6 protein-coding genes are annotated in these 13,666 nt (G+C 62.5%); all 6 read left to right on the top strand.

The genetic code is table 11. The annotated features are described in order from the left end of the window. The first annotated feature begins 138 nt into the window (after positions 1-138). The 6 genes from H6678_07370 to H6678_07395 all read left to right on the top strand — a co-directional run bounded on the left by H6678_07370 (position 139) and on the right by H6678_07395 (position 13,663). Positions 139-2,289, top strand: coding sequence for a hypothetical protein (locus tag H6678_07370; protein ID MCB9473613.1), 2,151 nt, complete (start codon positions 139-141; stop codon positions 2,287-2,289). Between the two features lie 292 nt (positions 2,290-2,581). After that, positions 2,582-4,801: an extracellular solute-binding protein gene (locus H6678_07375; protein MCB9473614.1), complete on the top strand. Its 2,220-nt coding sequence runs from the start codon at positions 2,582-2,584 to the stop codon at positions 4,799-4,801. Between the two features lie 27 nt (positions 4,802-4,828). Next, positions 4,829-5,659, top strand: a complete 831-nt coding sequence (locus H6678_07380) for a sugar ABC transporter permease (protein ID MCB9473615.1) — start codon at positions 4,829-4,831, stop codon at positions 5,657-5,659. Positions 5,660-5,681: 22 nt separating this feature from the next. Then, positions 5,682-6,755 (top strand): sn-glycerol-3-phosphate ABC transporter ATP-binding protein UgpC, encoded by a 1,074-nt coding sequence (gene ugpC / locus H6678_07385; protein MCB9473616.1) that lies wholly within the window; start codon positions 5,682-5,684, stop codon positions 6,753-6,755. Next, positions 6,752-9,676, top strand: coding sequence for a TonB-dependent receptor (locus H6678_07390; GenBank protein MCB9473617.1), 2,925 nt, complete (start codon positions 6,752-6,754; stop codon positions 9,674-9,676). The genes ugpC and H6678_07390 overlap by 4 nt, the downstream gene beginning before the upstream one ends. A 21-nt stretch (positions 9,677-9,697) precedes the next feature. Then, positions 9,698-13,663 (top strand): hypothetical protein, encoded by a 3,966-nt coding sequence (locus H6678_07395; protein ID MCB9473618.1) that lies wholly within the window; start codon positions 9,698-9,700, stop codon positions 13,661-13,663. The last annotated feature ends 3 nt before the right edge of the window (positions 13,664-13,666 follow it).

Consider the following 13,666-nt stretch of genomic DNA (forward strand, 5'->3'; position numbering starts at 1 on the left):
TTTCAGGCCCGCTCTGGCAACAGGGCGGGCCTTTTCTTTCATCGGACCCCGCGGTCGGGGTCATTTCTTCATCGAATGCGAATCAGTAGCCTGAGGCAGTTCCGGAACCGTGCCGGAGCGCCAGCATGGAGTGTCGTGATGAGATTGTTGATCCTGTCCTGTGTTCTGAGTGTTTCCGGGCATGCAATCGCCGCGGTGGAAGCCCTGCCCGACGGGAGCATCCGGTTCAGCGCTCCATTTCCGCATGCACGCGTCGTGCAGCTCGCGGGGGAGTTCAGCGCCTGGGGTGCCCGTCCCGCACTGCTTGAGAGAGAGGGCGAGCGCTTCGTGGGCACGCTGTACCTGGATCACGGCCTGCACGAGTACAAGTTCATCGTGGACGGGAACTGGCTGCCCGATCCGGAAAATCCCGCACGCAGTGCAAGCGAGTCCGGCCAACCCAATTCCGTGTTCTGGCTGAACCGGGACGGGCGGCTGGAGTTGCGTTCCGACGTGCCTGATGATCTGGCACTGGACGTCCGAACCGTACTACAGGAAATCCCGCTGGTGATCCTCTGGCAGCAGCATCAGCCCTGGCTGGGCGATCCGGGGAGCGACTGCCTGCTGGGCCCATGGCTGCGTCTGCATGCCACCAAGGACTATCTGGACATGGCTCTGCGCCTGAAGGACCAGCCAACTGTCCGGGCAGGCATCAGTCTCTCGGGAACCCTGCTCTTCCAGCTGGATCGCTATTACCTGAACCGGCTGGTGCCGTTTCTGGATCACGGAACGCGCACGGTGGACACCGCCTTCAGCGAGCGCTGGACCGGGCGCACCGACCCATGGCTGGACTTGCTGCTGCGTGACGGCCTGGATCCCACGGACCCGGTGCAGGCCGGGCTGCTCTGGAAGGACGACTGGAGTTGCCTGAGTCTCTCCAGCGAACTGCGCTCGCACTGGCCCCGGCTGGATGAGCTGACGAGCATGGTGCGTGCCGGTCTCGTGCCAAACAGCGGGCAGGCGCAGGAACTGCTGATGCTGTATCACCTGGCCTGGATGGATCCGCGCTTCCTGCGCGCCCCCGTGTCGCTGGTCACCGGACACGAACTGCGGGTCTGCGATCTTGTGCAGCCTCTGCCCGATGGGCGCTGGACCGCACGCGCCTGGGATGCCGGCGCACGTCGCCGCCTGGCCTACGAGACGGGGCTGATTCTGGAGGCCGTGATCCCCGAACACGCGGCCCTGATGGGGGCAGGCTCCGGTGTGCGCCAGGTGGAACTGGCCACCACTCCCTTCGCCCATCCCATTCTGCCTCTGCTGCTTGACACACGCAGCGCCGCCGCGCGCCAGCCGGAGGACACACTGCCAGACCTGCAGCAACCGGAGTACGCGCGCCGTCAGGTGGAGCTCGCGGTGGCCCAGTACCGTTCGCTTGCCGGACGTGACCCGCTGGGCATGTGGCCCGGCGAAGGCGCGCTGGACCCCCGTGCGTTGGCGCTGCTGGGGCAGGCCGGTCTGGGCTGGACGGCTACCGGTGACAACATGCCTGCAGCCGATTTGCCCGGTACGGGGAGCGGTTTCCTGCGTGTGTCCGACGCCCCGGACGTGCTGCTGCGTGAGACGGCCCTCTCGCGCAGCCTGGGCTGGCGCTATCGACTCTATCCGGGTCGCGCCGCGGCCACGGATCTGGTGAACCGGCTGCTCGAACGGGGGCGTCAGGCTCCCGGCCGTGTCCTGGTGCTGGTGCTGGACGGTGAGAACGCCTGGGAGTTCTACCAGCGTGATCCGGACGCGGACCAGTTCCTGGATACCTTCTATGCCTTGCTGGCGTCACCCGATCTGGCGGGCCGGATCCGCACTCTTGCGCCCTCGGACGTGCAGGGGCTTGAGTCCATGGGCCCCGCTCTGGACCTGTCCTTGCCCGCCCTGCGCGCGGGGCTTGCCGCCGGGTCCTGGATCGACGGCGACCTGCGCACCTGGATCGGCGAGGCCGAAGAGAATCTGGCCTGGCAACTGCTGGATGAGTGCACGGCGGTGGGGCCCGTTCCCCCGGCCGCTGACCTGCTGCCTCTGCTGGGGGCGGAGGATCTGTTCCAGCAACCCGCAGGGCGCGTGATTTCGACCTTGCTGGCAGAGGGGAGCGACTGGTTCTGGTGGTACGGTCAGGACCGCGAGGCCTTCGAGGGGGATGGCCGCTGGGATGAGCTCTTTCTGCAACTGCTGAGGACGATGTCACCCCACCGCGAGCTGCCGGCGACCCTGTTGCAGAAGCAGAGATCCGCGGGCACGGCGGGGCGAACTCTGGACTGATTCTCACCCGGAACCCTGACCCAATGGCACTGAGTGGGACGGTTTCGGGCAATCCCCGCTGTTTTCTGCTGAATCCATGGCGGAAATGGTGGCAGATGGCGGAAATCCCCCGCGAATCGCTCGCGGTTCCAGCGCTGGGACCTGCTGGTTGAGATCAAGTCCAGGGCCGCTGGAACGCAGAGTATACGGTCCCGTGCGTTCGCTCCTTCGCCATGTATTGTTTATATTTTGGCCTCAATTCGCTTGCGCCTTGTCACTTTCGACCAACCACGGCACGCCATTGCGACCCTTCGTGTACACACTGCTGCTGTTTCTGCTGTTTTCCTGTTCCGGCGATTCCGGCGGAAAGCTGATTGTGCTCTGGCACCAGATGACTCCGGCGGAGCGCGCGGTTCTGGAGGGCCAGCTTGACGCGTTCAGGTTCAAGCATCCCGACATCACCGTGCGGGCCCTGTACAAGGAAACCGAGGAACTGCGCAGTGGCTTCCAGGCCGCCGCACTGGCCGGTGCCGGTCCCGAGCTGATCTACGGTCCCTCGGATGTGCTCGGCAGTTTCCAGACCATGGGCATCATCCAGGACATGTCACCCTGGTTCCCCCCGAGCGAGCAGGAGCAATTCGTACCTGCGGCGCTCACATTCCTGCCATCGCCGGTTGACAGCTCCCGGACCGAACTGGTCCAGGTGGGAGATCGCATCGGCAATCATCTGGCGCTGGTGATCAACCGTGACCTGCTCTCCGAGACCCCGCTCACCAGCGATGAGATGATCCGGATGGCCGTCGAGCAGACCGTGGACGAGGACGGCGATGGCCGCAACGAGCGCTACGGACTTGTCTGGAACTTCGTCGAGCCCTTTTTCGTGATACCATTTCTGACCGGACACGGCGCCTGGATCTTCAAGGAAGACGGCGGCATCGAGCCCGATCTGGACACGCCGGAAGCGGTGGCCGCGTATACAATGGTGCTTGAACTGCAGGATCGCTGGAAAGTGATTCCTGCCAACTGTGACTACGAAACCGCCGATGCCCTCTTCAAGAACGGCCAGGCGGCCATGATCATCAATGGGGACTGGAGTTGGGGCGATTACCTTTCCAATCCCGGTTTCCACGCGGAAGTGGTGCCGCTGCCCGTGATCAGCAGCACGGGCCTGCCGATGGGGCCGATGGTGGCCACCAAGGGTTACAGCCTCAATCTGAACTCCACCCCTGAAGAATCCGCCCTGGCCATGGAACTGGTGCAGTATCTCACCTCCGCCGAGGTCCAGATCACCTTCATGGGCCAGCTGAAGACCCTGCCCAGCAGGAAGAGCCTGTTGGATCTGCCCATGCTGCGCGAAGATCCCACTCTGCGGGCCTCCGCCGAGCAGATGAAGCGGGGGCGTGCCATGCCCGTGGTGGCCGAGCTGCGCGCCATCTGGGACAGCATGCGCCCCAGCTATCAGGCCCTGCTGGGTGGCAGCAAGACTCCCGCCCAGGCGGCGCACGACATGCAGGAAATGGCGCTGGTCTCAATCGCCAAGATGAACCAACGCCAGGAACCGGGGCCGGTTGGACGTGCCCTCTCCTGGTCGGGCTGGCTGCTGCTGGCGGGATTCATCGTCTGGCAACGCAAGACCCTGGGCCGCTTCCTGCACGACTGGCGTGAGAACCGGCTGAGCTATCTGTTCATTCTGCCCTCGCTTGTCGTGATCCTGCTCACCATCGTGTTTCCCTTCCTCTACAACGTGGTGCTGAGCCTCTCCAACATGTCCCTGCGCCACTTCCGGGACTGGGAAATCATCGGTTTCCAGAACTACCTCGAAGTCTTCCGCGAGGCCGTGTTCTTTTCGGTTCTGCTGAAGACCGTGATCTGGACCGTGGTCAATCTGGTGTTCCATGTGGGGCTGGGCGTGCTGTTGGCGGTCATGCTCAACGGGCCGGTCAAGGGCAAGAGTCTCTACCGTGTGCTGCTGATCATTCCCTGGGCCGTCCCGGCCTACATCACGGCGCTCACCTGGCGCGGCATGTTCGACTATGAGTACGGTGCGATCAACCTGGTGATCAGTCAGTTCCTGCACATGCCCATGGTCAACTGGCTGGGCTCGCCCTTCGAAGCGTTTCTGGCCTGCATTCTCACCAACATCTGGCTGGGTTTCCCCTTCATGATGGTGATCACGCTGGGCGGACTGCAGGGCATTCCCCAGGAACTCTACGAAGCGGCCCGCGTCGACGGAGCCAGTCGCTGGGCCCAGTTCCGGCTGATCACACTGCCGCTGCTCAAGCCCGTGCTGCTGCCCGCGATCACGCTGGGTGCCATCTGGACCTTCAACAACCTCAACGTGGTCTGGCTGGTCAGCAACGGGGGCGAACCCTCGGACCAGACGCACATTCTGGTGAGCTATGTTTACAAGGCGGTGTTCAATCTCTACCGCTACGGATATGGCGCGGCGCTCTCGATGGTGATCTTCGTGCTGCTGGCGGTTTTCTCGATCGGCTTCCTGCGGCGCAACAAGGCGACTCAAAGTGTGTACTAGCACCCACAGCCAGCCGGGAGGTGCCCGGTGAAGGAACCCCGTCTGCTGACCCTCGTGCGCCACGTGGTGTTGCTGGTCTTCGTGGCCATCTCGATCTATCCGGTGCTGAATGTGTTCACCATCAGCCTGCGCCCGGGCGATCGGCTGCGCTCAACCGATCTGTCGATCATTCCCGCCGACTGGAGTATCGCCTCCTATGTGGAGTTGTTCACCAACCAGCCTTTCATGACCTGGCTCTGGAACAGTCTGCTGGTCTCGGGCGTGGTGACGCTCACGGGTGTGACACTGGCCTCCACGGGCGGCTATGCCTTCAGTCGTTTCCGCTTCGTGGGACGCGACTTCAGCATGCTGGCGATCCTGACCACCCAGATGTTTCCGGCCACCATGCTGCTGTTGCCGCTGTACATCATCATCGCCAAGCTGCATCTGGTGAACACCTTTCTGGGGCTGATGGTGTTCTACACGGCCACGGCCCTGCCCTTCTGCGTCTGGCAGATGAAGGGTTTCTACGACACGATTCCCGCCAGCCTCGAGGAGGCCGCGCGCATCGACGGCTGCAGCCGCTTCCAGGCCTTCACCCGGGTGATCCTGCCTCTGGCCATGCCCGGGCTGGTGATCACGGCGCTGTTCAGTTTCATGTCGGCCTGGTCGGAGTACATCGTGGCCGCCCAGGTCCTGCAGGACCGCGAACTGTTCACTCTGCCACTGGGGCTGAAGAGCTTCCAGGCCAGCATGTCCACCCAGTGGGGACTGTATGCGGCATCCTCGATATTGGTCAGCATTCCCGTGGTGGTGATCTTCATCGCGCTCAGCCGTTATCTGGTCTCCGGGCTGACCCTGGGCTCGGTCAAGGAATAACTCGAAACAAGGGACACGCGCCGTGGCATTCCTGAGCCTCAAGAATCTGAACAAGGTCTACCCCAATGGCTTTCATGCGGTGCAATCGGCCGACCTGGAAATTGCCGAAGGGGAGTTCGTGGTGCTGGTGGGGCCCTCGGGCTGCGGCAAGTCCACCACGCTGCGCATGATCGCGGGCCTGGAAGAGGTGAGTTCCGGCGAGATCCTGATTGACGGAAAAGTGGTCAACGAGATGGCGCCCGCCGATCGCGACATCGCGATGGTGTTTCAGAACTATGCCCTGTATCCGCACATGAGCAACCGCGAGAACCTGGCCTTCGGCCTGCGGATGCGCAAGATGGATCCGGCCGAGATCGAGCGGCGCATCGCGAACGTGGCCCGCAGTCTGTCGCTGGAGCAGCTGCTGGACCGTCGCCCGCGCGAGCTGAGTGGCGGCCAGCGCCAGCGCATTGCCCTGGGGCGCGCGATCGTGCGTGATCCGAAAGTCTTTCTCTTCGACGAACCGCTGTCCAACCTGGACGCCAAGCTGCGCGTGCAGATGCGCACCGAAATCGCCCGCCTGCACAAGCGTCTGGGCACGACCATGGTCTACGTGACCCATGATCAGGTCGAGGCGATGACTCTGGGCGACCGGATCGTAGTCATGAAGGACGGCGTGATCCAGCAGGTGGACACACCCATGGAGCTGTACCGGAACCCGAGCAATCGTTTCGTGGCAGGTTTCATCGGCAGTCCGGCGATGAATTTCTTTGACGGGGATGGCAAGGACGGGGTGTTCGAAAGCCAGGGCTTGCGCCTTCAGCCACCGCAAGGTGTGCCCTCGCAGCACCTGACTCTCGGAATCCGCCCCGAGGACCTGCTGGCCGATGGCAGTGGTCTGCCGCTGGGCGAGTGGGAACTGGACGTGGTGGAACACATGGGCCACGAGACGATGGCCTATTTCAATCTGGATCCGGGACAGGGCGTGGCCCGCCTGCCCGCGGATTTCGGCGGCCAGCCCGGCGAACGGGTGGCGCTGTCGGTGCGTGAAGACGCCTGGTATCTCTTCGCGCCCGGACCCAATGGAGCACGGATCAATCAGGATGCAAAGGCATGAAGCGACCCTGGATACTACTCATTCTCCTGCTCGGTGCGGCAAGCCTGCAGGCCGGCATCACGGGCAAGATCACCGGCAAGGTCACCGACAACACGGGTGAACCCCTGCCCGGCGTGAACGTCATCGTGCTGGAGGTGCCGGCCGGCACCGACTTGCGCACGCTGAGTGCCGAGGACTTCCAGAAGTACAACACGCGGCGCGGTGCGGCCACGGACTTCGAGGGAGACTACATCATCTCCAACGTGCCGCCCGGCATCTTCGTGCTGGACTTCTCGACCCTGGGCTACGGCCGCACCCAGATCGAGAACGTGGTGGTCAGCGTGGACCTGACCTCGCGTCACGACGTGGTGCTGTCGCCCGCGGCCATCGAGGGCGAGGTGATCACGATCACCGCCGAGCGCGCCCTGGTGCAGGTGGATCAGACCTTCAGCGCCAGTTACGTGGGCAGCAAGGAATTGTCCAACATGCCCGTCACCGACCTGGCCCAGGTGGTGGACGTTCAGGCGGGCGTCGTGGATGGCCACTTCCGTGGCGGCCGTGGCGGCGAAGTGCTGTACCTGGTCGACGGCATCCCGGTGACCGACGTGTACGACGGTGGACGCGGTGTGGATGTGCAGGTCTCCATGGTGCAGGAACTGCAGGTGATCAGCGGCACCTTCAACGCGGAATACGGTCAGGCCATGAGCGGGGTGGTGAACACCATCACCAAGGATGGCGGCGAAGACTATGAAGCCGATGTGACCGTCTATTCCGGGGACTATGTGTCCAACCACAGCAAGCAGTTCTGGAACATCGACGAACTGGACCCGATGAACATCCGCAACTTCGAGCTGAACCTCAGCGGACCGGTTCCCGGAGTGCCCGCGCTGACTTTCAACAGCAGCGGCCGTTTTTATGACAGCGGAGGCTGGTACGAAGGGCGTTATCTGTTTTCGCCCCAGGACGACAACTTCGTGATCGAGCACCCGGTGTCGGGCAATCAGGCCCGGATCTTCAACCCCGAGGATGTCAGCGACATTGTTCAGTACTTCCTGAACGAATCCGAGCCCTACGCCTTCGTAGTTGATCCATATGTTGAGAAACTTCTGATTCCAGAACTTGAGCTGCAGCGTCACGGGCAATACACGTCCACACACGGAGGCGAACATCTGCGTGATCTGTTGCAGCAAGCAGTCAAACATTCACAACAGTTTCATGAGATGGGCAGTGGCGACCGTGCTGGATTGCCCTGGGTGCAGATGAACACCGAGACCCGGCGCAGTGGCCAGTTCAAGCTCACCTGGGAACTGGACCCCACGTCCAAGCTCCGCGCCAGCTACATCGTCAGTGATCGGCAATACAAGGATTACGACCAGAGCTGGCGCTTCACCCCCGATGGCCGACTGAATCGCTACAGCAGACAGCAGAGTACATCACTCAAGTGGAGCAAGGCCTTCGCGAACCAGACCTTCCTGGATGCCAGCCTGTCCCACACCCTGGCGCTGTACCATCACCGCCTGTACGACAGCATTCTGGACCGCCGCTACCGCAACACCGAAGACCAGACCTCCAGTGGGTTCTACTATTACTCCCCCGGAGGCCTTGACTGGCTGACCGGCGAGTACGCCGACAACTCCTTCTATGTGGGCACGGCCCGGGTGGGCGGCACCGAGAATGAGCATTTCAGCCGGCGCACCGACAGTTTCCAGTTCACCCTGGATGTGTCGCGCCAGATGGGCAAGGTCCATCTGGTGAAGTCCGGCATCATCGCCAAGAGCCACCGGCTGAACTACAATCGCCGGGTGGTGTCCTTCAACAACTTCGACATCGTGCAGCCCGAAGGCGCCAACCGCGACATCTACACGCGCTATCCCTGGGAAGGCGCGGCCTACCTGCAGGACAAGATGGAGTTCCAGAATGTGACCCTGAATGTGGGGGCACGCATGGATGTCTTCGATGCCAACTGGCACCTGCCGGCCGACCTGACCAACCTGCAGGATCCGCGCACCACGGACACCTCGGTGAAGTTCCAGTTGAGCCCGCGCGTGGCCATCGCCTATCCGATCACGGATACGGGCGTGATCCATTTCAGTTATGGGCACTTCTTCCAGCGGCCCTCCTTCGAGCAGCTCTACCGCAACCCCGATGTGGAGCTGACCGGCCCCAACACGGTGGTGGGCAATCCGGACCTCAGCGTCGAGCGCACCGTGCAGTACGAAATCGGTCTGCAGCAGCAGGTGGGCGAGGACATTTCGCTGGCGGTCAGCCTGTACAGCCGCGACATCCGTGATCTGGTCTCCACCGACCGGGTCATCGAGACCGTGACCACCGACCGCTACTACCTCTTCACCAACCGTGACTTCGGAACCGTGCAGGGCATCGTGCTGACTCTGGACAAGCGTTTTGGCAACAATTTCTCGGCCGGACTGGATTACACCTGGCAGGTGGCCAAGGCCAACGCGGCCAATGCCGATGCGGCACGCAACGCGGCCAATGGCGGTTCCGAGATCAACAAGTATCTCGTACCGCTGCCCTGGGACAGGCGTCACACACTGAACGCCACGGTCAACTACGACTGGCAGGGAGTCTGGGGGCTGGGTCTGCTGGGCACCTACGGCAGCGGCCTGCCCTACACGCCCGACCCGAAGAGCGATGACATCGTGGTGGGTCTGCTGGAAAACAGCGGTCGCATTCCGGAGTACATCAATGCCGATCTGTCGGGCTGGTACAATCTGGGCAAGCTCAACGGGCTCAAGTCGGTCCAGTTGAATTTTCAGGTGAAGAACCTGCTGGATCGTCTGAACGAAGTGGGCGTGTTCTCCCGGACCGGACGCGCGGGATACAATCTTGACTGGGAAAGCACGGCCTCGGAGCAGTACGTGAATCCTTCGAATTACTCCCGTCCGCGGGAAGTGATCGTGGGCATGCGTTTCTCCTTCTAGCCAGGGAATACAGGATCAAGCATGAACAGACTATCGACAATTCTGCTTCTGGTGTGTGCCAGCAGTGCCCTTGCCCAGGAATGGTACAGCGATACCTGGGCCGACCCGCTGGAGAAGCGCAAGAACACGCTCAGCGGCAACCTGGTGCGCACCACCTTCTACAACACGGGTCTGGTGGGGCGCGTGGGCAACGAGTTCTCCTTCGAGTGGCCGCGCAGCACGGGTGACGAGTACATCGGTGACATTTCGGTGGTGGTGGGGGTCGAGTACTTCAATCCCCTGCTGCAGGACGAGATCACCAGCGTGGCCGTGACCCAGAGTCCCGCCCGCGGACGGGACGAGGTCAACCCGGCCAACCCCTCGGAATACTGGACCTTCATGCCCCTGCCGGGCTTCGCCAATCCCGACACCACCCTGGTGGCTATGTCTCACCAGCCCTATTCCTGGCCCACGGTCTGGCCCGACAAGGGCTGGCCCGGAAGCTGGAACGGCTACTTCGGGCGGGATGTGCAGAACGCCGACCAGGAAGCCTACTTCTGGGTGGACGACAGCCGCGACATGGAATTCATGTCCACCGAGTGGGCCTATCGCGAGAATGTGGACCCTCAGATCTGGCAGGATGCGTTTCCCACGAACCCGGACAGTGCTCGCGTGCCCAGGATCCAGCCCTTCGAAGGTGACACGCTGCATGGCGGTCTGGGGCTGAAGATGGCGGTGCGCGGTTTCCAGTGGTCGCACGTGCTGGCCGAGGACGTGGTCTTCTGGCTGTACGACATCACCAATGCCAGCGACATCGACTACGACAAGGTGGTCTTCGGCATGGTCTGCGGCACCCTGGTCGGCGGCGATGGCGACAGCGGCGACGACATCAACTGGTTCGACCTGGATCAGGAATTCACCTACACGGGCGACAATGACGACCGCGGGGCCAGTGGCTGGGTGCCCGTGCACCCGGGCGTGCGCAACGTGGGCTATGTGGGCTACGCCTTCCTGGAAAGTCCCGACAACAACACCGACTGGATTGACAACGACGGCGACAGCCGCCAGACCGATGATGCCGGTGCCCCCGTGCTGACAGCCAGCGTGCTGGACGGCATGCTGACCCCTCGCACTCTGGCGCAGGGTGACGAGGTCATTGCCATCGACTACAGCGACCCCTTCTACCCACGCAGCGTGGTGCTCGTGCCGGCCCCGGGTGACACGCTCGTGCTGGCCTGGCGCAATCAGGAACTGCTGATCTTCGACGGAGCCGTGGTGGCCGAGGATCCCACCAACCTGGTGGACGACAACTTCAACGGCGTGATCGATGAGAGTCCGGCCTACGAAGGCAACGTCTACGTGGACTGGATCCGACTCGGCATCGATACCAGCCCGCTCCAATCCGGTGCGGATTCGGTGCCGATCCTGTCGACCACCGTGCTCAGCTGGGATCCATTGGTGGACGAACGCCGCGATGACGGCTTTGACAACGACGGCGACTGGGACCCCGAAAACGATGACGTGGGCAGTGATGGCCAGCCCGCCACGGGTGACCTGGGCGAGAACGACGGTGTGCCCAGCCCGGGTGAGCCTCACTTCGATGCGCTGGACATCACCGAGAGCGACCAGATCGGTCTCACCAGTTTCAACGAGTTCACCTTCCCCGAATTCTCCAGCCGCAACGACAACGACATCTGGGCGCGCATGGTCCCCGGTGAGTTCGACTCCACTGCGGGCGTGCCCGCCGATGTGGACTTCCTCTACGGCAGTGGGTACTTCCCGCTGCGTGCCGGCGAGACCAAGCGGATTTCCCTGGCGGTGGTCTTCGGCGAGTCGGTGGATGACCTGTACACGAATCTGTCCACCGTGCGTACGATCTACAACGAGAACTACAACTTCATTCAGCCGCCCGCCAAGCCCGAAGTCAACGCCGTCACCGGCGATCGCCAGGTGACGCTGTACTGGGATGACGCCGCCGAGCACAGCATTGACCGGATCAGCGGCCTGCGCGATTTCCAGGGCTACCGGATCTACCGCGCCACCGACGCCGGTTTTCTGGATACCTATTCCATCACCGACGGTCAGGGCACGGTCAGTGGTTTTGCACCCACGGCCCAGTTCGACCTGATCGACGAGATTTCCGGCTACTTCGACATTCCGCTGAATGGCACCCAGTACTACCTGGGCTCCAACACGGGACTGGTACACAGCTGGACCGATACCACCGTGGTCAATGGCCAGGCCTATTTCTACGCGGTCACCTCCTACGATGCGGGCGATCCGGTGGCTGGATTCCTGCCCGCCGAGTGTGCCAAGCAGGCCAGCATCGATGAAGCCGGCCGCGTGACTCTGGACCAGAATACCGTGTACGTGATTCCAAGCGAACCGTCTTCCGGCTACACGCCGCCACTGGTGATGGAAGAAGCCGAGCACGTCAGTGGCACCGCAACGGGAAAGCTTCTGCTGGAAGTGATTGACGAACAGCAGTTGCGCGACATGGCGGTGTACAACATCTCGATTCTGCCCGATACCACCGGCCGCCTGCTGGACGTGCAGGGCTGGGAGTACACGGGATGGCAGCCCGATACACATTTCGTCTGGAACCAGGCGCTGGGCGCCTACCTGGCCGTCATTGATTCCATTCCCTTCGATTCCACGCGCACCCTGCTTTCCGAAGTGATGGCCAATGGTTTCACCTGGACGGCGCGTCGCGAGGGGCAAGAGCCGGTCTCCGAGTCCTACATCATCAATCAGGATACTCCCCAGCAGCGCCTCAGCCATCCGGGTGTGCTGGCGGCCGGGTTCAGTGCGGTCCGCGAGGACAACTTCGCGCCGTTGTCGGTCTGGATCAATCTGGATTCCGGTGATACACTGAATGCCAATGGACACTTTTCATTCAGTTTCGACGAAGGCAAGGTCATTTACCGCGACACCTTCCTGGCGACTCTGGGCAGTGCCGAGGCGGTCAGTGTGGAATTCACCTACGACTACAATCTGGTGCACAAGCAGATGGTGCTGGACCTGACCGGGTACGCCACCACCACCTCGAACTTCCTTCCAGTGGTCGAAGGAGTCCGACTGGACTTCCGCAATGACTGGCGCCTGCAGGCGGATCCCGATCTGTCCAGCTGGTCCGAGGGTGTGCCGGACACACTGATCCCTTGGGGCTTGCGCCGTCTGGCTCTGCTGGACTTTTCGCCCAGCCTGCGCGAAGTGAACGGCATTCCCCAGCCCCGTGACTACCGGATGCGATTCCTGGCAACGGCCGAGGGCGGAGTCTCATTGCCGGCATCCGACTGGTTCGACCAGACCATGACCCAGACCCTGGGGCGGCTGGTCGGTGGCCTGCAGACCAACTACATCGTCGAGAACATCACCGATCCCGAGAACCCCGTCCCGGTGGAATTCTGGGTCTACAACGCTCGCCTCAACGAGGGCAATCCGGCCACCAAGCGTGATCCGGAGGCCCCCTTCGATGGTCGTGATGCCATTCTGCTGCGCGAGCCCATCCCGGGCAGCCCAACTCCCCAGCTCACCTGGATGTTTCAGGCCCAGGTGCCCTTCGATGCCGGTCTGATGAGCCTGCCCCAGGGCGGCGAATCCTACACGGCCATCACGCGCAAGCCATTCTCGGCCGAAGACAGTTATCGCTACACGGTGCAGGCCCCGGGATACGATTCCTCGGTGGCCGCCCATTCGCTGGACAATGTGCGCGTGGTGCCCAATCCCTACCTGGCCAGCGCCACCTGGGAAAGCAAGCCCATCAAGGGCAACCGCGGAGCCCGCAAGATTCAGTTCACCCATCTGCCGCCTGCCTCCACGGTCAGGATCTACACCATTCGCGGCGACCTGGTGCAGACACTGCATCACGATTCGCCGGTCTGGGACGGCAGTCTGGACTGGAACCTGAAGAGCAAGGAAGGCCTGGATGTGGCCTACGGTGTGTACATCTACCACGTGGACTGTTCGGCCGGTGAGACGGTGGGCAAGTTCGCGTTGATCAAGTAGGAG

The organism is Candidatus Delongbacteria bacterium (assembly GCA_020634015.1).
Classification (GTDB): Bacteria; CAIWAD01; CAIWAD01; order CAIWAD01; family CAIWAD01; genus JACKCN01.